Source organism: Burkholderia diffusa (assembly GCF_902499115.1).
GTDB lineage: Bacteria > Pseudomonadota > Gammaproteobacteria > Burkholderiales > Burkholderiaceae > Burkholderia > Burkholderia diffusa.
On sequence record NZ_CABVPN010000004.1, the window covers coordinates 93,301 to 116,805 of the forward strand.

Annotated in this window: 22 protein-coding genes; 10 read left to right on the forward strand and 12 right to left on the reverse strand. The window is 66.4% G+C overall.

What is annotated here, in order from left to right; all coding sequences use genetic code 11:
- Positions 1–23 precede the first annotated feature (23 nt).
- Together BTE28158_RS05365 and BTE28158_RS05370 are read right to left on the reverse strand one after the other, a co-directional pair.
- Positions 24–1,970: a Xaa-Pro dipeptidyl-peptidase gene (locus BTE28158_RS05365; RefSeq protein ID WP_151048183.1), complete on the reverse strand. Its 1,947-nt coding sequence runs from the start codon at positions 1,968–1,970 to the stop codon at positions 24–26.
- Positions 1,971–2,572: 602 nt separating this feature from the next.
- Complete coding sequence (locus BTE28158_RS05370) at positions 2,573–2,911, reverse strand: helix-turn-helix domain-containing protein (protein WP_044844401.1); 339 nt, start codon at positions 2,909–2,911, stop codon at positions 2,573–2,575.
- A gap of 78 nt (positions 2,912–2,989) precedes the next feature.
- On the opposite strand from BTE28158_RS05370, the gene BTE28158_RS05375 reads away from it, so the two are divergent.
- Both BTE28158_RS05375 and BTE28158_RS05380 read left to right on the forward strand, forming a co-directional pair.
- Positions 2,990–3,895 carry a hypothetical protein gene (locus BTE28158_RS05375; protein WP_151048184.1) on the forward strand — a complete coding sequence of 302 codons (906 nt, stop codon included), beginning with the start codon at positions 2,990–2,992 and terminating at the stop codon, positions 3,893–3,895.
- 281 nt (positions 3,896–4,176) lie between these two features.
- Positions 4,177–4,407: a hypothetical protein gene (locus BTE28158_RS05380; RefSeq protein WP_151048185.1), complete on the forward strand. Its 231-nt coding sequence runs from the start codon at positions 4,177–4,179 to the stop codon at positions 4,405–4,407.
- A gap of 81 nt (positions 4,408–4,488) precedes the next feature.
- Here the strand turns inward: BTE28158_RS05380 and BTE28158_RS05385 are convergent, their stop codons facing one another.
- From BTE28158_RS05385 to BTE28158_RS05400, 4 genes are all read right to left on the reverse strand, one after another.
- On the reverse strand, positions 4,489–5,337 hold the full coding sequence (locus tag BTE28158_RS05385) for an alpha/beta hydrolase (RefSeq protein WP_124622175.1): 849 nt from the start codon (positions 5,335–5,337) through the stop codon (positions 4,489–4,491).
- 117 nt (positions 5,338–5,454) lie between these two features.
- Positions 5,455–6,186, reverse strand: a complete 732-nt coding sequence (locus BTE28158_RS05390; protein ID WP_151048186.1) for an alpha/beta fold hydrolase — start codon at positions 6,184–6,186, stop codon at positions 5,455–5,457.
- A complete protein-coding gene (locus BTE28158_RS05395) occupies positions 6,183–6,989 on the reverse strand; it encodes a DinB family protein (protein ID WP_151048187.1) in 807 nt (268 codons plus the stop codon). Before BTE28158_RS05395 ends, BTE28158_RS05390 begins: the two co-directional genes overlap by 4 nt.
- 132 nt (positions 6,990–7,121) lie before the next feature.
- A complete protein-coding gene (locus BTE28158_RS05400; RefSeq protein WP_059600274.1) occupies positions 7,122–7,553 on the reverse strand; it encodes a YciI family protein in 432 nt (143 codons plus the stop codon).
- Positions 7,554–7,919: 366 nt separating this feature from the next.
- Here BTE28158_RS05400 and BTE28158_RS05405 point away from each other — a divergent pair, with 366 nt between their 5' ends.
- Entirely contained in the window at positions 7,920–8,150 is a 231-nt protein-coding gene (locus BTE28158_RS05405) for a hypothetical protein (protein ID WP_059600273.1), read from the forward strand.
- Between the two features lie 42 nt (positions 8,151–8,192).
- Here BTE28158_RS05405 and BTE28158_RS05410 read toward each other — a convergent pair whose 3' ends face one another.
- From BTE28158_RS05410 to BTE28158_RS05420, 3 genes are all read right to left on the reverse strand, one after another.
- Positions 8,193–8,894 carry an oxygen-binding di-iron domain-containing protein gene (locus BTE28158_RS05410; RefSeq protein ID WP_151048188.1) on the reverse strand — a complete coding sequence of 234 codons (702 nt, stop codon included), beginning with the start codon at positions 8,892–8,894 and terminating at the stop codon, positions 8,193–8,195.
- Between the two features lie 144 nt (positions 8,895–9,038).
- Positions 9,039–9,809: an ABC transporter permease gene (locus BTE28158_RS05415; RefSeq protein ID WP_121856849.1), complete on the reverse strand. Its 771-nt coding sequence runs from the start codon at positions 9,807–9,809 to the stop codon at positions 9,039–9,041.
- A gap of 5 nt (positions 9,810–9,814) precedes the next feature.
- Positions 9,815–10,759, reverse strand: coding sequence for an ABC transporter ATP-binding protein (locus BTE28158_RS05420; RefSeq protein ID WP_059600271.1), 945 nt, complete (start codon positions 10,757–10,759; stop codon positions 9,815–9,817).
- A gap of 429 nt (positions 10,760–11,188) precedes the next feature.
- On the opposite strand from BTE28158_RS05420, the gene BTE28158_RS05425 reads away from it, so the two are divergent.
- The 6 genes from BTE28158_RS05425 to BTE28158_RS05450 all read left to right on the forward strand — a co-directional run bounded on the left by BTE28158_RS05425 (position 11,189) and on the right by BTE28158_RS05450 (position 17,942).
- On the forward strand, positions 11,189–11,485 hold the full coding sequence (locus BTE28158_RS05425; RefSeq protein WP_059600270.1) for a cupin domain-containing protein: 297 nt from the start codon (positions 11,189–11,191) through the stop codon (positions 11,483–11,485).
- Between the two features lie 629 nt (positions 11,486–12,114).
- Positions 12,115–13,728 carry a DUF2957 domain-containing protein gene (locus tag BTE28158_RS05430; protein ID WP_124622168.1) on the forward strand — a complete coding sequence of 538 codons (1,614 nt, stop codon included), beginning with the start codon at positions 12,115–12,117 and terminating at the stop codon, positions 13,726–13,728.
- A 71-nt stretch (positions 13,729–13,799) separates the two neighbouring features.
- Positions 13,800–15,053, forward strand: a complete 1,254-nt coding sequence (locus BTE28158_RS05435) for a DUF2957 domain-containing protein (protein WP_151048189.1) — start codon at positions 13,800–13,802, stop codon at positions 15,051–15,053.
- Positions 15,054–15,126: 73 nt separating this feature from the next.
- A complete protein-coding gene (locus BTE28158_RS05440; RefSeq protein WP_151048190.1) occupies positions 15,127–15,951 on the forward strand; it encodes an OmpW/AlkL family protein in 825 nt (274 codons plus the stop codon).
- A 123-nt stretch (positions 15,952–16,074) separates the two neighbouring features.
- Entirely contained in the window at positions 16,075–16,578 is a 504-nt protein-coding gene (locus tag BTE28158_RS05445) for a PraA/PraB family alkane oxidation protein activator (RefSeq protein WP_151048191.1), read from the forward strand.
- A gap of 242 nt (positions 16,579–16,820) precedes the next feature.
- The gene (locus tag BTE28158_RS05450; RefSeq protein ID WP_059600266.1) at positions 16,821–17,942 is read left to right on the forward strand and encodes a hypothetical protein; all 1,122 of its coding nucleotides are present in this window, start codon (positions 16,821–16,823) and stop codon (positions 17,940–17,942) included.
- A 77-nt stretch (positions 17,943–18,019) separates the two neighbouring features.
- Here BTE28158_RS05450 and betA read toward each other — a convergent pair whose 3' ends face one another.
- Genes betA through betI form a run of 3 tightly spaced genes read right to left on the reverse strand, consistent with a single transcriptional unit; the run spans position 18,020 to position 21,832 of the window.
- Positions 18,020–19,720, reverse strand: coding sequence for a choline dehydrogenase (betA, locus tag BTE28158_RS05455; RefSeq protein WP_124622162.1), 1,701 nt, complete (start codon positions 19,718–19,720; stop codon positions 18,020–18,022).
- Between the two features lie 25 nt (positions 19,721–19,745).
- Positions 19,746–21,215, reverse strand: coding sequence for a betaine-aldehyde dehydrogenase (gene betB / locus BTE28158_RS05460; RefSeq protein ID WP_124622160.1), 1,470 nt, complete (start codon positions 21,213–21,215; stop codon positions 19,746–19,748).
- A 32-nt stretch (positions 21,216–21,247) separates the two neighbouring features.
- A complete protein-coding gene (gene betI, locus BTE28158_RS05465; RefSeq protein WP_059534154.1) occupies positions 21,248–21,832 on the reverse strand; it encodes a transcriptional regulator BetI in 585 nt (194 codons plus the stop codon).
- Between the two features lie 720 nt (positions 21,833–22,552).
- Between betI and BTE28158_RS05470 the strand changes: the two genes are divergently transcribed.
- Positions 22,553–23,455, forward strand: a complete 903-nt coding sequence (locus BTE28158_RS05470) for an alpha/beta fold hydrolase (RefSeq protein ID WP_124901103.1) — start codon at positions 22,553–22,555, stop codon at positions 23,453–23,455.
- The last annotated feature ends 50 nt before the right edge of the window (positions 23,456–23,505 follow it).

A 23,505-nucleotide genomic window follows, 5' to 3' on the forward strand; every position in this document is an offset into this window, starting at 1 on the left:
CAGTCGTGCCAGACCGCGCCGGCTCAGGACGAAACCAGCGGCACCGTCACGGACGTGCCTGCCGGATCGAGCGCGAGACCCGTGCCCGGCGTCGGCCGCAGTGTCGCCTCGTTGTCGCTCGACAGCACGACGAGGCCGAGCTTGTGACCCGCTGCGAGCATGTAGTCGCGCGGCATGAACGTCAGCTTCAGGTCATACGGCATCCCCGGGAGTACGGGCTGCGAGAACCAGTCCGACACGCGATTGCGCGGATCGGTCCATGCCCGCGTGACGATCGTGGCCGACCCATCCGGTGCGCGGTCGACCAGCAGTGCCGTCACGTTCGCGACGCCGGTGAAGGTCAGCCGCACGCGTGCGGTCGCGGTGCCGGACAGGCGCGTCGCAGCCGCGAACGGCGCCGTCTCGAAGCGGCTGCGATGCTCGCCGGTCGCGGCGTTCGCCAGCGTGAGCGCGGGGATCGACGCATCGTCGGTGAAGCCCGCGAGCGGACCGCCGCTCGGCAGCCGCAACAGCGTGCCGGTGCCTGTGCCGTCACCGCCCGCGAAGTACGCGACCGGCGTGGCGTGCCGCGCGGCCCAGTCGGCTTCCTTCAGCAGCGTGCCGTCGGCCTGCTCGACCACCGCGCGCGGATCGCGTTCGACGCCGTTGTCGACGCCGATCAGGTAGCGCGTGAACCAGCGGTTCACCTCGGCAGTCCACGCATCGGCCATCGCCGGCACGCGGGTCGGGTCGGTGTGCTTCAGGCGATGCAGCCACAGTTGCGTCGGCACGCCCTGGCGCCGCATCGCCAGATACCATGACGTCGACTGGTCGACGCGAACGTTGTCGTCGGTCAGCCCCTGTGCGACGAGTGCCGGCGCGACCGCGTGCGCGGTCGGAATGTCGCGCGCGGCCCAGAACGGCGAATAGTCACCCGTCTTGCGGTCTTCCTGCTGCAACGCCTCGTCGATCAGGTGCGTGCAGCGCTCCGGATGCGCGTTCGTCAGGAGTGCCTTGATATAGACGTCGACGTCCTCGCCCTGATAGCCCTCCGGCGCGCGCACGAGCCCGCCCGAGCGGTAGTAGCCGTACATGTTCGACAGGCCGGCGATCGGCACGATCGCGTCGAGCCCGCGCGTGCGCAGGCTTGCGACCATCTTCGGCAGCGTGCCGTCGTACGACACGCCGTACATGCCGACGTGGCCCGTCGACCAGTTCGCGACGATCGGCTTGCCGCTCGCATCCTTCGCGGCGGCATCGCGGCCGAGCCAGCGGATCACCGACGCCATCGCGACGGATTCGTCGCGCGTGAGGATCGTCGGGCAGCCGTCGGAACCGGCGGTGCCGAGCGAATCCGCATAGACGATCGTGAAGCCGCGCGGAATGAAGTAGCCCTCGATCCACGAACGGCCGGCCGCGGCCGCCTCGAGCTGCTGCAGCATGCGCGTCTGCGGCACCGCGGCCATGATGCGCGCCGAGGCGCCGGTGGCTGCCGCGGCCGCCGTGGCGGCCGGATGCGGGGTGCCGTCGAGTTCGACGTCGACGTCGTGGTTCGGGCTGTCGGCGAGCCCCGCATAGTACGGGCTTGCGAGCACGATGACCGGCGTGCGTGCGCCGCTGGCGGTTTCCGACGGACGCACGATGCGCACGTGAATGCGGTCGCGCGTGCCGTCGCCGTCGGAGTCGACGGGCGTGTCGACCCACGCGTTTTCCTCGATCGTGCCGCCGGATAGCGACGGCTGTACCTGACCGTTGGTGATCACCGGCTTGTAGCGCCCGCCGCTGGCCAGATTCGCGTACGGGACGCCGGACGGCGACACGCGCCCTTGTGCATTGTCACCCTGCTGATCCTGGTTTTGCCCTTGACCTTGCGCGAGCGCGGACACGCCCGCCACGCTGCCGCCGTCATCTCCGCCGCACGCGGCGAGCGTCGCGGCTGCAACGAGCGCGGGTAGCCATGCGCGGCGCGATCCTCTGAAATGAAATTGCATTGCCGACCTCGTTCTTTTGATTGTGTGGATACGACCGTTCCGCGATACGCCCCCTGCGGGCCGGGCCGATTACTGCATGCAACGAAAAGGAAACCGCACCATCGGGACATCACCGACGACATGCGCCGGCCGGAAAGCCGTGACTTCGGCCTGCATGTCATACAGGACTGCAAAGTAAATGTGCGCATGCCGCGCGTCCTTCCAGGTGAGGCGGAACGACATCATTCGATGAGACGGGGATGTTGCGAGCTGCGGTGCTGCGCTGCGGAAAAACACGACGCGATGCGCGTGCGGCGACGGAATGAAACGGATTGGCGGTTTCGGCCGCGCCACGCATCGTGATGGCTTGCCGGTTCGCGTTTGCTTTCCGGAAGCTTGCGCAAAAGTTATCTCAGTGAAAACGGCGTGTCAAACTTTTTTAACTGTGAGTAAAAAATATTTGAGGCGTCGTCGATGCGGGGCGCGTGGTGTGCTGGCGGCGCGTCTGCCGCCGCTTCGCGCCGCGTCGTCCAATGCAAAACGGGCGATGACGAATCGTGTTCGCCATCGCCCGCTCGCTGGATGCTTTCAGTCTTGCATCCATTCATGAACGCCTGTGAGGGTCAGCCGTCGTCGGCCTTCGCCTGCAGATCCTTCAACCCCTGAATCACGACCAGCAGCGCCCGCCCGTGCTCGTCGGAGCCGTCCCACGCGTCGACGATCGCGTCGCGCAGCAGGTCGTTGTACCGGCGGCGCGCCGGGCCGGTATCGACGCCGTAGAAACTGCATAGCTTATTGAATGGCGCGCTACGTCGCAGCCGATGCCCGTTCGACAGCCGAAGGCGCGACACGGTCGGCTGGCTGACGCCGGAAAGCCTTGCAATTTCGCTGGACGAGCGCGTGTCCGCCATCAGACGGCGCAACAGGTCTTGTACAGGAAAATCGTGGTCCGGGGCTTCCATGCGATGCATTATACCTATACAGTTACGGTTGTTGAATGGGCTTGCTGTCACCAGCGAGGCTGTATCCCGAGAAAGTTGATGACACTGAAACACCTCCCTCCCACGTTCTGCTGGACGAAGATCGGTACCGAGTCCGGCGAGGAACTGCCGACCGTCGTGCTCCGCAAGGAATGGGAGCGCCGGCTCGGGGGCGGGCGTTTTCTGTGGGGGATCAACCAGCCGCTCGGCAGCAGCGCGCAAGTCGCCGCGCATCGCACGGGTTCGCTGCTCGCACTGTTTTCGCCGGTCGCGTCGCGCACGCGGCCCGGCGAGCGCAGGCGCGAGGACGCGCTGCTGTGGAATGCATGGGTCGACGCAAGCGGCCAGGTGCGGCCGCTGCCGGCGCACACCTTCATCGCGAGCCGCTCGACGCTGCCGTCGGGCCGGCGCCGCGAACAGCACTACGCACTCGTCTGCGCATCGTCCACCGCACTTACAGTCGGCACGCAACTGCGCGTGTTCCCCGACCACCTGCGCAGCGTGAGCACGGGCAAGCCGCTCGGCGTCGCGCAGGGCGCGGCCGTGGTCGATTGCATCGGGCGCGCGAAGGAGCAAACTGGCAAGAGCTATCCGCTTGCGCTGTCGGTCGAACTCGAAGCACCGTATTTCGTGCGACTCGCGCAGCCGTGCGTGCTGAAGGCGCGCGATCTCGCCGAGGTGAACAAGGCGACGCGCGCCGGCGATTTCGATCGCTTCGTCGAACTGGTCGCGCGCTTGCGCGGCCGTTCGCCGACGGATGCCGTGCGTGGCGTCACGCGCGACCTGTTCGACGTGCCGCCGATCGAAACGGCGGCCGCCTACGTCGCGCCAACGCACGTCGCGCGACTGCGCAGCCGGCCCACGGCCGAGCATCCGAGCGGGCTCACCGGCGATCTGTTCGATCTGTCGCCCGGCGAAGCGGCCGCGTTCGGCGGTCTCGCGCATCCGCATATCGGGCGTGCATGACGTTCGCGCCGCGCAGGTGCGGTGCGTGACGTGAAGCGGGACCGCTGAATGCGCGTGCAACGACACGCATGCGTGTGGCCGCCATCGCGGCGCGCGCAAGAATGTGTTGCAAATTCGCCGTGGCAGATCGACAAGCGTCGCGAGACAATCGCCACGAAGCGTGCTGCGCGGTGGCTCGTGCACCCGACAGGCTGCTCGCCGTCGTTCACGCCGCTGACATGCGCACCACGCACGCTGGGCGTCGGCTTGCTTCACACTGCAATCCTGAGGGAGACGTGTCGATGTCGATCCACATCTGTTCGCGGGAAGCCCAAGCGGCGCAACGCTTCGTCGAAGCGACGCGCAACGTCGATCAGGCGTTTCGCGCGGTGCGCGGCGAAAGCGAAGACGAAGTCTCGTCGGCCGAATATGCACGTGCGATGTCGCGCCTCGATCGCGCGCTCGACGAACTGGCGCGTGCGCAGGAGTTCTTCGATCGCGTGGTGGGGGCCGACGCGGCGCACGGCAACTGAACTCGACTCGCGGCTTCTACCTTCACTTGCGCGTATGGCTGAGTGAGAAATGCGACACGCCCGTGTCGCGCCTGCCGGATGCTACGCGTAACCGCCGTGCTGGAACGACGTCGCGAAGAACTGCATCTGGTAGCGGATCGCGTGTGCCCAGTAGTCCCATGTATGTCCGCCCGGACGCTCCGCATAGTCGTGCGGCACGCCGAGCGCGACGAGTCGTTGATGCAGCGTGCGGTTCGAGCCGACGAACGAGTCGTCGCGGCCGCAGTCGATCGTCAGGTCCAGATGTGCGCGGACGAACGCGCGCGCGTTTTCGACGATCGCGTTGCGGTTCCAGAATGACGGATGGCGGCCGGGGTCGCCGAATACGTGGTCGATGCCCGGTTCGTCCTCGCAGCAGCGCGGATCGACCGCGCCGCTGATGCTGCCGACCGCGCCGAACGTGTCGGACCGGTCGAGCGCGATGCGCAGCGCGCCGAAGCCGCCCATGCTGAGCCCGGTGATGGCGCGCGCGCCCTTGGTTGCGATCGTTCTGAAGTGCATGTCGACATACGACACGACTTCGTCGCCGACGAAGGTTTCGTAGCGGCTGCCCGAGTCGAACGGACTGTCGATGTACCAGCTTTCGTGTCCGCCGTCGGGCATCACGAGGATCACGCGGTAGCGATCGGCCAGTGCCGCGATGTGCGTGTTCGCGGTCCAGTCGGTGTGGTCGCCGCCGGAGCCGTGCAACAGGTAGACGACCGGAAAGCGCTCGACGCCGCGTTCCGGGCCGTGGCGCAGGCGTGCGTAGTCGTCGGGCAGCACGACGGTCGCCTTCAGCGTCTGGTTCATCGCGGCACTCGGAATCGCGACGACCCGCGCCTGATAGGCGAGGGCCGGGCCCGCGGCGGCGAGCAGCAGTAGTAGCCAGAACGCGCGTACCAGATTCATGGAGCCCTCGCATCGGGAAAACCCCGTTCGGCGACTCTAGCAACCGTCCCTTTCAGCCAAATTTCGGCGAAACCTACGGATTGTCAGGTGGCGGGCGCGCGGCCGGGGCCGTTCGCGTCAGCCGAGACAGCGTGCGAGCGCCTCCAGGAACGCGCCAGGCTGCTCGGCCGGCATCAGGTGCCCGCAGCCGGCGATCGTTTCGAAGCCCGCACAGCGCACGAGCGCCCAGTCCGGCACGTGCCAGCCCGCACGCGAGCGTTCGCCCGCGACGAGCCACACCGGATGGCGCTCGAATACTTCGGCGAGCGCCTGCAGATAATCGGGGTCGCCCGTCGTCGCGACGACCGAGCGTCCCGTCGCGCGCAGCGTCGACGCCGGCTGATGCGCGAGCCAGCGGCGCGCGTCGTCGAGCTGGCGTGGCGACGGATCGTTGATCGAGCCGCGCAGCCAGCCGAACGGATCGCCGCGCAAGCCGTCGAGCATCGCGTCGGCTTGCGCGGCCGACATGCGGCCGACCGACGCCGACCAGAACGCATCGTCGAGCGTGAAGTTGCCTTCGACGTTGACGATCCGGCGCACGCGCGCTGGATGCGCGTGGGCGAACAGCATCGCGATCGCGCCGCCGACGGAGTGACCGACGATATCGACCGGCTGCGTGCCTAAGTGCGTGTCGATTGCCTGCCGGACATGCTCGACTTGCGCGGCGAGCGTGATCGCGTCGGACGGCGCGTCGCGATGGATGCCGTAACCGAGCAGGTCGGGGGCGAGATGCGGGCCTGGCCATCCGGGCACGTCGAATGTGCCGATGAAACCGTGAACGAAGACGACGGGCGGAGCGGGCTGGCTCATTGGGCGTTCGGCAACGGAAGGGGCGGCAATTCGAATTCGGCGAGCAGTTCGTCGAGTTCGAGCGCGTGCGTGCGATCGTGGTCGAGCAGCTCGCGCACGAGTTCGTCGAGCGACATCCGGCGGATTCCGTCGCGCAGCCCGCAGCGCTGGCGTTCGGACGGTTGCAGCGCCGCGGCCGACGCGCACAGCGCGGCGCGGCCGGCGCGGAACGCGGCGAGCGCGCCGTCGAGCGGCTGTGCGAGGTAGTCGCGCTGCGCGGCGAGCGCGGTCCCGTCGACGGACGCGATCACCGGCAGTTCGTGCGTGCGCACGACATCGATGCGTTCGGCGAACACCGCGTCGAGGTCGCGCAGGTGGCACGCATGTTCGACGAGCGAGAAGCCCGTGCCGGCGGGGCGGCGCGTGGCCAGCGCGGCGGGAACGCGAGCGGCATACGCGGCGAACCGGTCGGGCATCGCGGCCAGCGCGGCGACGACGTCGGCGAACGGCAGGACCAGCGGAAACGCGCTGAATACCGCGCCGTAGCTGAACAGCGCGCCGCCGATCCGGCCGCGCGCCTGCACGACGTCGTGCCCGTGGCGGCGCATCACGTCGGCGACCATCGCGCCGCAGAACTGCCGGGCGGTCGTATCGGCTTCGATTTCGGGGAACTTGTGCGCGATCTCGTGCTGGATCGCGCCGATCGCCGCGACGCCGACGCGCGACAGCGCCGCGAATTCGAGATAGCGCGCGGGCTGCGTAATCAGGGCTTCGAGCTGCGCGCCGAGTGGCGTCGCGCGAAAACGGTCAAAACGGGAATGCATGACGACAAGGCCTCGCCGTGTAACGTGTCAAAATGCTACGTTACACGGCGAAGCGCCGTCAATCCGTTTATGCAGAGGATTCGGCCGGGGCACCCGCTTCGATTGCGCTGCTGCGCCCCGGCCGGGCCAGCCTTATGCGTCCCGCTTGCCTTCCATCTCCGCGCGCAGCCGTGCTTCCTGTTCCTGCAGCTCCGGCGTGAACGCCTCGCCGAAATCCTCGGGCGAGAAGACCTGGCGGATCTCGATGTCCGATTCGGTGGGCATCGGATTCGGGCAGCGCTTGACCCATTCGACGGCTTCTTCCATCGAATTCACCTGCCACAGCCAGTAGCCGGCGATCAGTTCCTTGGTTTCGGCGAACGGGCCGTCGATGACGGTCCGGTCCTTGCCGGAGAAGTGCACGCGCTTGCCGCGCGAACTCGGGTGCAGCCCTTCGCCGGCCAGCATCACGCCGGCCTTCACGAGTGCCTCGTTGTACTGGCCCATTGCGGCCAGCAGTTCGGTATCGGGCATGGTGCCCGATTCGGAAAAGGCCGTTGCCTTGACGATCACCATGACGCGCATTGTCGCTACTCCTTGAACGGGAAAGGGAACATCCGCAATCGGCCTGCCGTGCGGACGGCAAAACGATCGGTTACGACACTACGACGCATGACATGCGCGCGAATCGACATCGCGCGCAAACAATTCTGATGACCGGTGACGGGGAGGTGGCAGCCGTGGGCAGCATCGCGTAACGGACGAGGCGCGCGGAGTGGAGGATTCGCCCGCGTGAAACCGGAGGCGGACGGCACCGGCACCGGCCGCGGCCCGGCGTGGCGAGTCGCGCAACCCGGTCGATTCCAGCACGGGACGATCGTGCGGCGACGCGCCGGAGCCCCCGGTCAAAACTGGTATGCTGGTCAGCATTACGTTCATGTGGAGGGCGCCATGGCAACGAAGGAAGTCTCGAAGAAAAAGTACCTGAAGATTCTGAACAAACGCCTGCGTGCCGAGCCGGAAGCGCCGGCCGGCGCGTCGTTCGTATTCTTCCCGCTCGGCGCGAAGGCCAAGCATGCGACGGGCGTCGTATCCGGCGAGCCGCGCAGCAAGCGCGAACTCGCAGTGATGGCCGCGATCCAGAGCAAGGCCGCTGCGGAATTCGTCGTGACCGGCGCCTGACCGGCGACGTACGACGGGCGGCCGCACACGGCAGCGCGTGCGTTACGCCGCGGCCGCCTCGCAATATGCAATCACACCGGCGATCACGCGCGCGATGTCATGCGTGATCGCCGGGCCGTGCATCGGCAGGATGATGTCGAGATCGAGCGCCTGGATGCGGCGCAGCGCGCTCGCCAGGTGCGCGAGCGACGGGAGGTAGTCCGAGCGCGTAATCGCGTCGAGGATTGTCGGCAGCGGGTCGTCGGTCTCCTCCCTGCCGAAGCGCATCAGGATGTCCGACGACAGCAGTGCCTTGTACGCCGGCAGATACACGACGAGCGCGTCCCACTGATGCACGTGCTTCGTGAAGACCGGCACGACGTCAATGCCCGAGAGCGTCGTCGGCTCGCCGTCCTTCAACGGAATCGCGCGTACGCCGAACACGTCGGCAAGCCCCCATGTACACATCGGATGTCCGTACGCGACGAGCGCCGGATTGGCCGCGAGGAAGTCGGGCAGCGCGCCCATTTCGTCGGCCTCGAAGTGCGGGACGATCACGTTGCTGACCATCGACGGCGCGATGCCGACGGTGTCGAGCGCCGCACTCAGTTGCGTGAAGTTGGAACGCGTGCCCGTTTCGACGCACAGCACGTCACCGTGCGACGATCGTACGAAGAACTGACTGAAGCTCAGGTTCAGCGTGTCGACGTAGGACGTGGCGCGAAACAGGCCGTCGCGGACGGCGTCGATTCGGGAGGCGCTCATCGGGGATCCTCGCGCAGGGAAGGGGGCGGGAGCCGCACCGCCCGCGCACCGCGGGTTGCGGTGCGGCAGACGGCGGCAGTCGATCTTCCGATCCAGTCTAGCAGCGCCGCCCCGGATCCGCGAACCGGGGCAACCCGCGGCGCGTCAGTTCTTCAGCTTGTAGCCGGTGCGGAACATCCACGCGACGATCGCGAGCAGGATCGCGAGGAACAGCGAGGTGGCCGCGAGGCTGATCCCCACGTGCACGTCGGCCAGCCCGTAGAACGACCAGCGGAAGCCGCTGATCAGATAGACGATCGGGTTGAACAGTGTGACGATGCGCCACGCGGGCGGCAGCATGTCGACCGAATAGAAGCTGCCGCCGAGGAACGTGAGCGGCGTGATGATCAGGAGCGGCACGAGCTGCAGCTTCTCGAAGCTGTCGGCCCAGATGCCGATCACGAAGCCGAACAGGCTGAAGGTGATCGACGTCAGTACGAGGAACAGCACCATCCAGAACGGATGCAGGATGTGCAGCGGCACGAACAGGCCTGCCGTCGCGAGGATGATCAACCCGAGCAGCAACGACTTCGACGCGGCCGCACCCACGTACGCGATCACGATCTCCCAATACGACACGGGCGCGGACAATATCTCGTAGATCGTGCCCGTGAAGCGCGGGAAGTAGATGCCGAACGACGCGTTCGAGATGCTCTGCGACAGCAGCGACAGCATCACGAGGCCCGGGACGATGAACGACCCGTAGCCGATCCCGTTCACGTCGCTGATGCGCGAGCCGATCGCGGAGCCGAACACGACGAAATACAGCGACGTCGAGATCACCGGCGCGATGATGCTTTGCATCAGCGTGCGGCGCGTGCGGGCCATTTCGGCGCGGTAGATCGCGCGGATGCCGTGAAGATTCCAGTTCGCCATGTGCGTCAGGCCCCTTGTGTGCCGTTGCGGCGGTTGTCGATCAGGCTGACGAAAATGTCCTCGAGCGAGCTCTGCGTCGTGTGCAGGTCGCGAAAGCCGATGCCGGCCGAGCCGAGGGCGTTGATCAGCTTCGCGATGCTCGCGTCGTCGCGCTGCGAGTCGTACGTGTAGACGAGCGCGGTGCCGTCGTCCGCGCGTTCGAGCCCGAACGCGGCGAGTTCGCCCGGCACGGTCGCGAGCGGATGCTCGAGCTGCACCGTCAGCTGTTTCTTGCCGAGCTTGCGCATCAGCTCGCGCTTCTCTTCGACGAGCACGAGCTCGCCGCCGAGGATGATGCCGATCCGGTCGGCCATTTCCTCGGCTTCCTCGATGTAGTGCGTGGTCAGCAGGATCGTCACGCCGCTTTCGCGCAGCGAGTCGACCAGCTTCCACATGTCGCGGCGCAGCTCGACGTCGACGCCGGCCGTCGGCTCGTCGAGGAACAGGATGCGCGGCTCGTGCGACAGCGCCTTCGCGATCATCACGCGGCGCTTCATGCCGCCCGACAGCGTCATCAGCTTGTTGTCGCGCTTGTCCCACAGCGACAGCGCCTTCAGCGTTTTCTCGATGTAAGCGGGATCGGGGGCCTTGCCGAACAGGCCGCGGCTGAACGACACGGTCGCCCAGACGGTTTCGAACGCGTCGGTCGTCAGCTCCTGCGGCACGAGGCCGATCATTTCGCGGGCGGCGCGGTATTGATCGCGGATGTCGTGCCCGCCGACGGTCACGCGGCCTTCGGTCGGCGTGACGATGCCGCAGATCGAGCCGATCAGCGTGGTCTTGCCTGCGCCGTTCGGTCCGAGCAGCGCGAAGATCTCGCCCGGGCGGATGTCGAGGGTCACGTGCTTCAGCGCCTGGAAGCCGGACGCGTAAGTCTTGGAGAGGTCGGAGACGGAAAGGATCGGTTGCATGCTCACGGATGGCACGGCCGGTCGGTCCGACGCTGCGCGCCGCGCGTGCCCGGTGCCGCCGCTGCGAAGCGGCCGGTGTCGGGTGCGGCATGGCGAACGAGCGTCATGTCGAACGGCGTTGTGGTGCGGGATCGCAGGACCGCCATATTAGCAATCGGAAGATGGAAATGCATTTCGACGCAAAGGTCATGCGATGCCGGTGTCGGATTTGCGGAAAATGTGTGTGCGTCATTCAATAAAGCGGCGCTTTATTCGAATCGGGCGAACAATGCGCGCGGTTTTCGGGCAACGGGATGGCGATCACGCTTGCGCGCGGCAGCGGGGCGGGCACCAGGCCGACTGTGCCGCTCGAACGCCGTCGGGCCGTACCGGGACGGTATGCGGCGCGCTCGCGATAATGCATTCCTCTCACGTCCCGGAGCGATGCACATGTCCTTGATCGATTTCAAGTCCGTCGCGGCCGCGCAGGCCGTTGCATGGAAATCCACGATCGTCGGCGAAGTCGGGCCGGCCCGGATCAAGGTGCTGCGCATGGACGCGCAGCCGTACGAAGCGGAAGTGCACGACTACGACGAAGGGCTGCTGGTGCTCGACGGCAGGCTGATGCTCGAGGTCGACGCGGAAACGGTCGTCGTCGAAGCCGGGCAGATGTACCTTGCTGCCGCGGGCTTACGCCACGCGGTGCTGCCGGGCAGTCACGGCACGCTCGCGATCATCGACGTGTGAGGTTGCACCGCAGCATGCGTGCGTGCCGCCGGCGGTTCGCACGCCGGGCCTTGCGCGACGTGGAGCACCGACATTCAAACGAGCGTTATATAGGTCCGGTATTTGTCTGAGCAAATAAATTGAAGGCTGTTTGAAAAACTGTCAAACACCCTGCTCGCACCGGGGATCGCGCGGTTCGGCACGTTTGGAACTCTGCATCCATTTACTTGTGCGGATCGTCCGATCATAGTCTCGACAAACGACGCATCACGATAACGAATCAAGCGTACGTACGGAGACCAATACATGACATGCCTATCCGAGGGCCTTGCCGCACTGCCGTTTCCCTGCTTTTCGCCGGATGCGGGCGCGCCGCGCATTGCGCGCTGCCTGCGTCATCGCATCGCGTTGCCGCGGTAGCGACGCACCCCATTCCATTTCGATTTCCCCGATGGCGCCTTGCCGCATGACGGTGGCGCCGGATTGCGCTTGCCAGCCGCGTCGATCCTGATCGCATTTGCGTGACCGGCAACGCGGCGCACATCGTGCGCATCGTCATGTGCCGCGCATCGTCGCGTCGGCGCGATACCAACCGGTGGGCCACGCAGCTCATCCGGACGAGACCTGTCGTACCTCAAAAGGAGGGGTTGATGATTTGCATTCCTGATTGGCGGAAGGCGATCCTGTCGTGCGCCGTGCTGGCGCTGCCGTTCGTTGCCGGTTGCGGCGGCGGCGACGATCCGGGCCCGATCAACGTGCCGCAGTGCTCAGGCAGCGCATGCGGGCCGAGCGGCGCGGAAACGACGCCGCCCGTCGTGACGAAGCTGTGTCCGGATTCGCTCGACTACACGACGACCTACACGGGCGGCGCCGGCAGCGGCGAATACGTGAAGGTGAAGTTCGACACGACGAAGCTCACCTACCAGATGCAGTTCATCGAATCGTCGGTGCCGACCTCGGCGGGGCAGGTCAACAACACGCGCGCGGGCCTGACGATCAGCGGTGCATTCCATCATCCGACCAATCTGCCGACCGCCGAGCAGAACCGCTGTGCGTTCGTGCTCGACAGCGGCGCGACGAGCGACGGCGCGTATGCGGTGACGATCAATCGCGCGGATCCGCCGATGCTGTTCGTCGGCAACGGGGTGGTTGGCGGCGGGATTCCGGGCGCAACGATCGCGTTCGCCGGTCTCGAGCCGTTCCCGGGCATCGTGCTTGGCACCGTGCCGTCGCGCACCTTCGATTTCTATCCGTTCATCGGCTTCACCGATACCGAAACCGACTTCTCGAAGGTCGCGGGCAACTACAACGAACTCGGCATCCACCTGTCGCCGGTCGGCGGCAGCGCGCAGAGCAGCACGGGGGCGGTCGGCTGGCAACCCGACGTCGTCAACTGGAACCAGACGTTCAATGCCGACGGCTCGTGCACCATCACGGCAGGCAGCGATTACTCGTGCCAGACCACCGGAACGCCGTGGGCGCTGCGCAAGAACGCGGACGGCTCGTCCGACAACGTGTTCGTGAGCCACGCGGTGGCGAACGCGGGCGGCACCCTCATCTATCCGTTCGCTGGGCAGGGCTCGGCAATCGTCATCGTCGCGCCGAGTCAGGCGAAGGGCATCATGATCGTCGGCAAGCTGAACGGCGTTCTGGTGCCGGTCGTGATTCGCGTGGGCTACACGCATATCGACGCGAGCAACCTGCTGGCGTCGGTCGCCGATGCCGAGGTGGGGATTTCGATGCTGTCGCGGACGACGGCCGTCTCGGCCAATTCGTTGAAGGGCGGTTTCATCGGCGCAACGAGCGCATCCGCGTGCGGTGTCGTGGCACCCAGCACCGCGACGTTCGCGATCGCGACGGCGGGGCCGAGCTTCAACAACAACGTCCCGCATCCGGATCTGCCCGGCACCTTCGACGGCACCTTCTTCCTGGCGCAGGCCGGCAGTTGCAACGACGGTACCGCCGTATCGACAATGGCCGCGAACTACACGTCGACGCTGTTCCAGGGCGCCACCGCGGCGTTCATCGACCCGCAGACGTCGTCGGTCACGTCGCAGTTCGCGCTCGACTACACGCAGGCCACGCCCGGCAAGATCAAGGTCACGGCGTCGCAGGACTTCAACGCGAAGGGGGCGAACGGCAACGTGGCGATCTTCAGCAAGGGCGACACCGGCTGGCTCGTGACGGCCGGGAACATCTACGCGATGGTCGTCAACAACAACAAGGTCAACCCGTTCTTCACGGTCGGCGCGTTCGTCCAGTAGCGGCGGACTGAACACGGAACACCGGCGGCGCACGCGTCGCCGCCGGCGAATAAAAATTCTAGAGGATTCCTATGAATGTGAAGAATTGGATGGCCGCGGCGTCGCTCGCGCCCGTGCTGGTCGCCTGCGGTGGCGATGGCGACCCGCCGCCCGCGCCGGTGGTCAGGCTGTGTCCGCAGACGATCGACTACAACACTGTGTTCATCGGCGGCTCCGGCTCGGGCGAACTCGTGAAGGTGCAGCTCGACACGACGAAGATGACGTACCGGATGACCTACCTCGCATCGCCGGTGCCGACGGCCACCGGCACGGTGCAGCCGACGCGCGACACGGCGCCGGCCAACGTTGTCGACGGCACGCTGGCCGACGAAACGGGCCTGCCGACCGTGAAGCTGAACCAGTGCACGTTCCGGATGCAGAACGCGAGCCTCGACCCGAGCCGGCCGGCGCGCCTGTTCCTCGGTGAAGGCGTGCTGGGCGGTGCGATTCCGGGCGCGACGATCCAGTTCGACGGCGTGATCGGCGTGGGCAAGATTCCGAAGACGACGTTCCCGTACTACCCGTTCATCAGCTTCTCGTCGCTCGAAACCGACCTGACGAAGATCGCGGGCACGTACAACCAGCTCGGCTACCACCAGGTGCCGTCGCAGAACTTCCAGCCGGTGGCGCTCGACCAGCAGGTGACGATCAACGCCGACGGCAGCTACGTCGAGACTGACAACTTCGGCAAGAAGAACGGCGGGCAGCCGCTCGCATCGAGCGCGACCGTGAACCAGCCGTTCACGCTGCGCCCGGACGCACCGGCGCTCCAGTCGTTGAACTACCAGCCGCAGATTCCGCCGACGCTCGCCGCACTCGATCCGGCGAAGGGCGGCAAGGGAATCCTGATCGTCGGCAAGCTGCGCAATCAGCTCGTGCCGGTCTTCATCCGCACGGGTGCCGCGAACGCGGACCTCACGCAGGGGCCGCCGAGCGCGGACGACGAATCGGGCATCTCGTTCCTGAGCCCGCAGACGGCCATCACCCAAGGCTCGGAGAACGGCGAGTACACGGGCGTCGACAGCGCGTTCAACTACCGCGCGACCGCGCTCGTCGGTGCGCAGGCGACGCTGCTCGATCCGTTCAACGCGTCCCAGGCCGCGCTCACGCGTGCGCTGAACCTCGACTACACGCAGAAGGTGCCGGGCGTCGTGACGACCGTGCACGCGGACGAGGCGTCCGGGCCGGCGACCGGCAAGTTCGTGTTCACGGGCGGCGTGTTCGGGTTCCTCGACATGGCCAATACGAGCAATCCGTACTTCACGGTCGGCGCGTTCGTGCAGTGATCACACGCGGATGGAGACACGGCGGCGTCGCACATGGCTGCGCGGCGCCCGGATGGAATGAGGGGGAGACTTCATGAAGAAGCTGATTGTCGCGAGTGTCGTCGCAGGCGTGTCGACGTTCGCATCGGCCCAACAGGCGGGCGACAATGTCGCGACGCTGGGGTGGCTGCACATCATGCCGCAGGATTCGACCAACGGGCTGACGACGAATCTCGCGAGCATGCCGATCAACGGGCCGCTGCGGCTGCCCGGGTCGTTCACGTCGCCGGGCACCAGCCTGACGGTCAACAACGCCGACACGGTCGGCCTCACGCTCACGCACTTCTTCACCGACCATATCGCGGTGACGTCGGTGCTCGGTGTGCCACCCGAGTTCACGCTGACCGGGCACGGCGTGATCCGGCCGCCGGGCCCGGCCGGGTCGCTCGGCAGCGTCAACATGGACAATCCGTCGAACCAGCCGGCCGTGAAGAATGCGCGGCAATGGAGCCCGACGATCATTCTGCAGTACTACTTCAATGCACCGACAGCGAAGTTCCGCCCGTTCGTCGGGATCGGCGTGGCCTACAGCTGGTTCAGCAACATCGAACTGAACGGCAACTTCGCGAAGGACATCAACGAGAACCTCGGCAGCGTGCTCGCGGCCGGCGCCGGCAAGCCGGGGCCGACGTCGGTGGAGGGCAAGGCGTCGTCGTCGTTCACGCCGGTCTACAACGTCGGCGCGAGCTATGCGATCGACAAGCACTGGGGGCTGACGGCGACGCTGACCTACATGCCGCTGAAGACCTACTCGTCGCTTGTGATCAAGGCCGCTGACGGTTCGACGCTCGCGACCACGCGCACGCGGCTGAAGGCCGATCCGCTGATCACCTTCGTCGGGATTTCCTACAAGTTCTGAGCCGTCCGGCGTGCATTGCGTACGCCGGCGGTTTCCTGCGACCGAGCGGCCGATCCGATCCGGCCGGGGCGTCGCGTTCCTGGCGGCATGCCGCCATTTGTGAAGAGAGAGGGGGCAGTTCAAATGAGCATTCGCAAAATCGTATCGCTTGTTGCTGCAGTGGCATTCACCGCGGTTTCGGCCGCGCCTGCTTTCGCCGTGACCGTCTCGCGCGCCGACGGGCAGGCCATGAACCCGAACGGGGAGCCGTTCTCCGCGACGGGCCTCACTGTCCTGGCCAAGGGGTCGATCAACGCAACCTGCAACGCGACGTTCAACGGCACGATCTCCTCGACGGGCATCGTCAACATAACGTCGACGACGTTTACGGGCGGCGCGACGTGCGGCCTGATCAGCGGCAGCGCGACCAGCGCATCGCCGTGGACGGGCCAGGCCGACAGTACGACGCAGCTGTCGATCAACAACGCGAAGGTGACCGTTTCGCTGCTCGGCGCCTGCGGGCCGAGCAAGGTCGTGACGACGTGGAGCGATCCGAACTCGTCACTGACGTTCAACAACGCGGTGCTGACACCGGACTGCACGGTCAGCGGCACGGTCGCCACGTCGCCGAAGTTCCACGTGCAGTAAGCGTCGCGCGATCGGAACCGGGCGCCCGCCAGGGACGAGGGCCGTGCAACGATGCGCGGCGGGCGTGCCGGTTTCGCGATGCATTCGCGTCGTCGCGTGGTTCCGCGTGACGACCGGCTGGCCGCCTGCTTCGCGATCCGTTGCGGGCGGCCACGCGGGGGGCCGGCGCGACGCACCGTGCCGCCTGCGTCGACGGACATAGAACAATCATTTCGATTTGCCAGAACCATTCCGGACCACCCATGCTCACCGACCCAGCGAAGTATGGCGATGCCCGCGCTGCGACGCCCGACCGGCTGCGCACGGCCGCGTGGCTGCAGTACCTGATCGAATATCTGAACGCAGCGGCTTGCGTGGCGACGGACGACGCTGGCGCAACGACCGCGCGGTCGTCGCGTACGGCCAGCGTGCGCACGGGCGTGACGCTGCCGCACGAAGCGCTTGCCGTCCTCCACGAACTCGCACCGTGGACGGCAATGGACGGCGGCGGTTGCGCGTGCGACGCGACCGAGCCGCTCGGCGCGTGCATCCACGTGCCGAATACGCGGCAACTTGCGCACGCGGAACGATGCTGCCCGGGATCGCGCGCAGTATTCGAAGCAGCGCACGGTGTCGTCGATGCGTGGGCCTTCGACGATCCCGCCGACGGCTGGGCCGCGCTGGAGCGCATTGCCGGCGGCGTCGAACCTGGCGGTGTCGACGGCGCCGACGGGCACGACGGCCGAAAACAACCCGCGAGCGGCGAAGCACAGCCCGCGAAGAACCTGAGAGAACGACGGGCGGCAGTCGTGGCCGCGTGCGTGGACCCGTCCGCGCGGCCCGGCGCGATCATCGACGCGATCGTGCTGCGCATCTGCGGGCCGCGCGACGATGCCGCCCGCATCGACGAGATGGCCGCGCTCGCGATGTTCTGCGCGGAGCTGGCTGCCGGAAAAGGGGCTTCCTTTGCCGCGTATGGTGGTCGGCACAATCTCGTCGCGCGCGCGATTCGCGAACGACGTGCCGATCTCGCGTCGGTCGACGGCCTGCTCGCGGCGGTGTTCGTGTGCCGACTCGACCGGCTCGTCGGCGCGGGCAGTTTCTGGGCGTATTACCTGCTGGCGGGCATCGTGATCGCGGCGCCGGGCATGGTGCGCGAGTTCGCGCGGCGTTTTCATGGCGACGCGTGGCAGGCGTGGCTCGATGAAGTGCTCGCGTGGCCGGCGGTCGGTCGCTTCGGGATGAAGGAGGATGTCGCGTTCGAGCGTCTGAGCGGCGCGATGAGCCTGACGTCGCGATCGAATCCGATCGTGCGCGCGAAACGCGTGCGGCCGAGGGTGGCTGCGATCAAGCGCTTCAGTACGGGCGGCGAGAGCGCCCGATGAAATGAAAAACGGCTCGCGGCGAGAACGCGGCGAGCCGTGTGCGTTGCTGCTGCGCCCCGGGGAGGGCGCTCGCGCGGTTACGCCGTTTCCGGCTGCCGCACCGCCTTCGCGATATTGCGCGCCGCCGCGCCGTTCGCGACGAAGTAAGGCACGTCCACGCGCGCCAGCGGCGTGCGGCCGCGGATCTTGTCGGCGATCTTCTCCGCGATCATGATCGTCGGCGCGTTCAGGTTGCCGGTCGTGATGATCGGCATGATCGACGCATCGACCACACGCAGCCCTTCGAGCCCGTGCACGCGGCCTTCCTCGTCGACCACGGCCATGTCGTCGTAACCCATCTTGCACGAGCACGACGGATGGAACGCGGTTTCCGCGCGGGCCCGCACGAACGCGTCGAGTTCCTTGTCGCTCTTGCAGTCGGCACCCGGGTTCAGCTCGCGGCCGCGATAGCGGTCGAGCGCGGGCTGCCGCATGATCTCGCGTGTCGCGCGGATCGCATCGCGGAACTCGCGCCAGTCGAGCGATTCGGCCATGTAGTTGAACAGGATGCTCGGATGATCGTTCGGATCGCGCGAGCGCAGTTTCACGCGGCCGCGGCTCGGCGAACGCATCGAGCCGACGTGCGCCTGGAAGCCGTGCATCTCGATCGCGTTCGAGCCGTTGTAGTTGATCGCGACGGGCAGGAAGTGATACTGGATGTTCGGCCACGGATCGTCGTCGCGCGTGCGGATGAAGCCGCCCGCCTCGAAGTGGTTGGTCGCGCCGAGGCCGGTGCCGTTCAGCATCCACTCGAGGCCGATCTTCGGCTGGTTCCACCACTTGAGCGCCGGATACAGCGACACCGGCTCCTTGCACTCGTACTGGATGTACATCTCCAGGTGATCCTGCAGGTTCTGGCCGACGCCGGGCAGATCGAGCACGACGGGGATGTCGAGTTCCTTCAGCCACGCGCCGGGGCCGACGCCCGAGCGCTGCAGCAGCTGCGGCGACGCGATCGCGCCGCTGCACACGAGCACTTCGCGGCGCGCATGCGCGGTCGCGCGCTCGCTGCCGCGCAGGTACGTGACGCCCGATGCGCGCTTGCCGTCGAACAGGATGCGGTCGGCGAGCGCGTGCGTGACGATCTCGAGGTTCGGCCGCACCTTCGCCTGGTCGAGATAGCCGCGCGCGGTGCTCGCGCGGCGGCCCTTCGGCGTGACGGTGCGGTCCATCGGGCCGAAGCCTTCCTGCTGATAGCCGTTCAGGTCGTCGGTGCGCGGATAGCCGGCCTGCACGCCCGCATCGACCATCGCCTCGAACAGCGGGTTCACGCCCGGCTTGCTGGTCGTGACCGACACGGGGCCGTCGCCGCCGTGATAGTCGTTCGGGCCGACGTCGCGCGTCTCGGCCTTCTTGAAGTACGGCAGGCAGTCGAGATACGTCCAGTTCTCGAGTCCCTTGTGCGTCGACCAGTTGTCGTAGTCGAGCGCGTTGCCGCGGATGTAGCACATCCCGTTGATCAGCGACGAGCCGCCGAGCCCCTTGCCGCGGCCGCATTCCATCCGGCGGTTGTCCATGTGCGGCTCGGGGTCGGTCTCGTAGGCCCAGTTGTAGCGACGGCCCTGCAGCGGATAGGCGAGTGCCGCCGGCATCTGCGTACGGAAGTCGAAGCGGTAGTCGGGGCCGCCCGCTTCGAGCAGCAGCACCGTGACGTTCGGATCTTCCGTCAGGCGCGTCGCGAGCACGTTGCCCGCGGAACCGGCGCCGCAGATGATGTAGTCGTATTCGCGTGTCGTCATGACGGTCAGTCTCCTTTCGTGATCCTTAAAACACCGGGTTGTAGCGGCCGAGCTCGACCTGCACCGACTTGATTCGAGTGTAGTGCTCGAGCGTCGTGATGCCGTTCTCGCGTCCGACACCGGATTGCTTGTATCCGCCAACCGGCATCTCGGCCGGCGATTCGCCCCACGTGTTGATCCAGCAGATGCCGGCTTCGAGGCGGTGGATCGTGCGATGCGCGCGCGACAGGTTCTCGGTCACGACACCGGCCGCGAGGCCGTAGTGCGTGTCGTTCGCGCGGGCAATCACTTCGTCTTCCGATGCGAAATCGAGGATGCTCATCACCGGCCCGAAAATCTCTTCGCGGACGATCTTCATGTCGTCGCGGCAGTCGCCGAACACGGTCGGCGCGACGTACTGGCCGCTGCCGAAGTGGCCGTCGGTCAGGCGCGTGCCGCCGGCGAGCAGCTTCGCGCCTTCGGCCTTGCCGCTCTCGATGAAGCCGAGCACCTTGTCGAGCTGCGCGGCCGACACGAGCGGGCCGAAGTTGGTGTCGGCGTCGGTCGGCTTGCCGACGCGAATGCGCTTCACGCGTTCAAGCACCTTCTGCGTGAACGTGTCCTTCACCGAGCCGTGCACGAACACGCGCGTGCCGTTGGTGCAGACCTGGCCCGAGCTGAAGAAGTTGGCGGTGACCGCGATGTCGGCGGCGCGGTCGAGGTCGGCATCCTCGAACACGATCAGCGGCGACTTGCCGCCGAGCTCCATCGTCACTTCCTTCAGCGACGATGCGCCGGCGAGCGACATCACTTTCTTGCCGGTCTCGACGCCGCCGGTGAACGACACCTTCGCGATGTCCGGATGGCCCGTCAGCAGCGCGCCGACCGAACCGTCACCCTGCACGACGTTGAACACGCCGGCCGGCACGCCGGCTTCCGTATAGATTTCCGCGAGCTTCAGCGCGGTGAGCGGCGTGACTTCGCTCGGCTTGAACACCATCGCGTTGCCGGCCGCGAGCGCGGGCGCCGTCTTCCAGCACGCGATCTGGATCGGGTAGTTCCATGCACCGATGCCCGCGCACACGCCGAGCGGTTCGCGGCGCGTATACACGAACGACTCGGCGCGCAGCGGCACCTGCAGCCCCTCGATCGCGGTCGCGAGGCCCGCGTAGTATTCGATCACGTCCGCGCCCGTGACGATGTCGACCGCGAGCGTCTCGCCGATCGGCTTGCCGGTGTCGCGCGTCTCGATCGCCGCGAGTTCGTCGTTGCGTTCGCGCAGCAGGTCGACGGCGCGGCGCAGGATGCGCGAGCGCTGCATCGCGGTCATCGCGGCCCACTCGCGCTGGCCTTCCTGTGCCGATGCGACCGCGCGGTCGACGTCGGCCGCGCTTGCCTGCTGCACCTGCGCGAGCAGTTCGCCGGTGGCGGGGTCGAAGGTGTCGAAAGTCTTGCCGCTGGTGGCGTCGACGTAACCGCCGCCGATGTAGAGGCGCTGCAAACCGTATACGGACATGAGGATCTCCTTGAGGGCGACTGCGTGACGCGTCAGTCTGACGCGAGGAGCAGGTCGATGTAATTGTGGGCGAGCTTCAGTGCAGCCCGTGTGTCGATCGGGCCGCCGGCGAGCGCACCGCGCAGCCACAGGCCGTCGATCAGCGCGGCGAGGCCGCTGGCGGCTTCCCGTGCCTTCGCGCGCGGCAACGCCTTGGCGAATTCCGCGCACAGGTTCGAATGGAGGCGCCGCGTGTTGACGTGCTGCAGGCGCTTGAGCATCGCGTCGTGCATGCTCTGCGACCAGAACGCGAGCCAGGTCTTCATCACGGGTGCGCTGACCTGCGTGTCGTCGAAGTTCGCGGCGACGATCGCGCGCAGCCGGGACCGCGGGTCCTTGCGTGCCGCGACGCGACGGCGCGTGGTGGCCGCCCACAGATCGCGCAGCACGTGCCGCATCGTGGCTTCGAGCAGGCCGTCCTTGTCGCCGAAGTAATGGCTGACGATACCCGTCGAGATGTTCGCGCGCTGCGCGACCGATGCGAGCGTCGTGCCGGGGAGGCCGGCCTCGTCGATCGAGCGCAGCGTCGCGTCGATCAACTGCGCGCGACGAATCTCCCGCATTCCGACCTTCGGCATTGCGATCCCCTTCGCCCGAACGGGCCGTTCCTGGAAGTCGACAGCTTATCGGTTTTTTATTGACCGTTCAATCAACAAAAAAACAGGGTCCGACGGTTAATCGAGCGATCGGTTGGGCGAGCAGACGCTGCCGCCGCGATTGTGCAGGTGCGGAAAAACGCGTTGAAAGAAGGTTAAATAACTTGAAGTTTGTTTAAAACGATTTCCGAAAAGATGGCGCAATGGTTGCGAAAGTTAATTGAATCGATTTATTACACGTCGAAAGAATGTCGAGCTATGTGAGATTTTCGGAAATTCGAAAATTCGAGTCTTGGGTTTCGTCGTGGGTAATTTCCCGGAATTCGTTTCAATCATCCGATTGAAACTTGATATCGCATTGAAATTAAAGGAAATAGTGTTGGTGCTCGATTGTCTGTCGGCTCGACTGCAAACGATTGCGGTTAACTCGGGACCGTGTCCGTCTACCATAAAAAATGCAAAATATAATTGAATCCGGCGTATTTCCGGGCGGAGTAGAGGGGATCGTTGGAATGACTTGAGTAAGTAATATTGCCCGTATTAGTATGGCGCCGAACCAAAAGGAATGAATCGGCGCCGCGGGTTTTTCCCGCGGTGCGTCGGCAATGGGCGCGGCCAACGACCGCGACAGGGCCGGCGCCCGCCATTGCGCACCTGCAGCATGCCGCGACGCCGAGACGCCGCATCCACCGGAGAACGACGATGCCGACCGAAAAACACGTGGTCCCGCTACCGAATGGTCTGAAGGTCTACGTCGAACGGAACGTGTTCGATCCGTCGTTCGACACGGCGATGCTCGTCAACGGCGCGCTCGCGACGACCGCATCGTTCGGGCAGACCGTCCAGTATCTCGGCGAGCGGATGAACACGATCTGCTTCGACCTGCCGTACGCGGGGCAGTCGCGCCAGCACAACCCCGGCTGCTTCATTCTGACCAAGGACGACGAGGCCGCGATTCTCCAGCATCTGGTCGAACGCTTCGCGCCGGCGTTCCTCGTATCTGTGTCGTGGGGCGGTGTCGCGTCGCTGTTCGCGCTCGCGCGCGGCTGCCCGAGCGTGCGGCGCGCGGCGATCTGCTCGTTCTCGCCGTTCCTGAACGACGCGATGGTCGACTACGTGACGCGCGCCCGCGACCACATCGCGGCCGGCGAGAACCTGAAGGCCGCGCAGCTGCTGAACGATACGGTCGGCCGCTACCTGCCGCGCATCATGAAGCTCTACAACTACCGCTATCTGACGCGCTTGCCGCGCGACGAGCAGGACCAGGTCGCGTTCCACGTCGACCAGATCCTGTCGCTGCAGCCGGAGCGCTACCTGAGCGAGTTTTCCAACATCGGCTGCGAGTTGCTGTTCCTGAACGGCGAGCGCGACGAATACACGACGCCGGCCGATGTCCGCCAGCTCGCTGCGCACGTGCCGCGCGCGCGCTTCGCGACGATTCCCGACGCCGGTCATTTCCTCGACATCGAAGGCCGCGCGCAGCGCGAAACCACGCGCGCGGCGCTGCTCGACTTCTTCTGCGATACGCCGCCCGTCGCCGCGGGCCTCGCGCTCGGCGCCGCACACGCATGCGTGTCCGCGCCGATGCCGGCGCTGTCGTCATGACGCAGCACGTCACGCACCGGGCACACCGGGTGCATCCGAATTCTCTTTCA

What these genes read in the sequence shown, in the direction of transcription:
- BTE28158_RS05365 (WP_151048183.1), bottom strand. Translation starts at nt 1,970, where the DNA reads ATGCAATTTCATTTCAGAGGATCGCGCCGCGCATGGCTACCCGCGCTC.
- BTE28158_RS05370 (WP_044844401.1), bottom strand. Translation starts at nt 2,911, where the DNA reads ATGGAAGCCCCGGACCACGATTTTCCTGTACAAGACCTGTTGCGCCGT.
- BTE28158_RS05375 (WP_151048184.1), top strand. Translation starts at nt 2,990, where the DNA reads ATGACACTGAAACACCTCCCTCCCACGTTCTGCTGGACGAAGATCGGT.
- BTE28158_RS05380 (WP_151048185.1), top strand. Translation starts at nt 4,177, where the DNA reads ATGTCGATCCACATCTGTTCGCGGGAAGCCCAAGCGGCGCAACGCTTC.
- BTE28158_RS05385 (WP_124622175.1), bottom strand. Translation starts at nt 5,337, where the DNA reads ATGAATCTGGTACGCGCGTTCTGGCTACTACTGCTGCTCGCCGCCGCG.
- BTE28158_RS05390 (WP_151048186.1), bottom strand. Translation starts at nt 6,186, where the DNA reads ATGAGCCAGCCCGCTCCGCCCGTCGTCTTCGTTCACGGTTTCATCGGC.
- BTE28158_RS05395 (WP_151048187.1), bottom strand. Translation starts at nt 6,989, where the DNA reads ATGCATTCCCGTTTTGACCGTTTTCGCGCGACGCCACTCGGCGCGCAG.
- BTE28158_RS05400 (WP_059600274.1), bottom strand. Translation starts at nt 7,553, where the DNA reads ATGCGCGTCATGGTGATCGTCAAGGCAACGGCCTTTTCCGAATCGGGC.
- BTE28158_RS05405 (WP_059600273.1), top strand. Translation starts at nt 7,920, where the DNA reads ATGGCAACGAAGGAAGTCTCGAAGAAAAAGTACCTGAAGATTCTGAAC.
- BTE28158_RS05410 (WP_151048188.1), bottom strand. Translation starts at nt 8,894, where the DNA reads ATGAGCGCCTCCCGAATCGACGCCGTCCGCGACGGCCTGTTTCGCGCC.
- BTE28158_RS05415 (WP_121856849.1), bottom strand. Translation starts at nt 9,809, where the DNA reads ATGGCGAACTGGAATCTTCACGGCATCCGCGCGATCTACCGCGCCGAA.
- BTE28158_RS05420 (WP_059600271.1), bottom strand. Translation starts at nt 10,759, where the DNA reads ATGCAACCGATCCTTTCCGTCTCCGACCTCTCCAAGACTTACGCGTCC.
- BTE28158_RS05425 (WP_059600270.1), top strand. Translation starts at nt 11,189, where the DNA reads ATGTCCTTGATCGATTTCAAGTCCGTCGCGGCCGCGCAGGCCGTTGCA.
- BTE28158_RS05430 (WP_124622168.1), top strand. Translation starts at nt 12,115, where the DNA reads ATGATTTGCATTCCTGATTGGCGGAAGGCGATCCTGTCGTGCGCCGTG.
- BTE28158_RS05435 (WP_151048189.1), top strand. Translation starts at nt 13,800, where the DNA reads ATGAATGTGAAGAATTGGATGGCCGCGGCGTCGCTCGCGCCCGTGCTG.
- BTE28158_RS05440 (WP_151048190.1), top strand. Translation starts at nt 15,127, where the DNA reads ATGAAGAAGCTGATTGTCGCGAGTGTCGTCGCAGGCGTGTCGACGTTC.
- BTE28158_RS05445 (WP_151048191.1), top strand. Translation starts at nt 16,075, where the DNA reads ATGAGCATTCGCAAAATCGTATCGCTTGTTGCTGCAGTGGCATTCACC.
- BTE28158_RS05450 (WP_059600266.1), top strand. Translation starts at nt 16,821, where the DNA reads ATGCTCACCGACCCAGCGAAGTATGGCGATGCCCGCGCTGCGACGCCC.
- betA (WP_124622162.1), bottom strand. Translation starts at nt 19,720, where the DNA reads ATGACGACACGCGAATACGACTACATCATCTGCGGCGCCGGTTCCGCG.
- betB (WP_124622160.1), bottom strand. Translation starts at nt 21,215, where the DNA reads ATGTCCGTATACGGTTTGCAGCGCCTCTACATCGGCGGCGGTTACGTC.
- betI (WP_059534154.1), bottom strand. Translation starts at nt 21,832, where the DNA reads ATGCCGAAGGTCGGAATGCGGGAGATTCGTCGCGCGCAGTTGATCGAC.
- BTE28158_RS05470 (WP_124901103.1), top strand. Translation starts at nt 22,553, where the DNA reads ATGCCGACCGAAAAACACGTGGTCCCGCTACCGAATGGTCTGAAGGTC.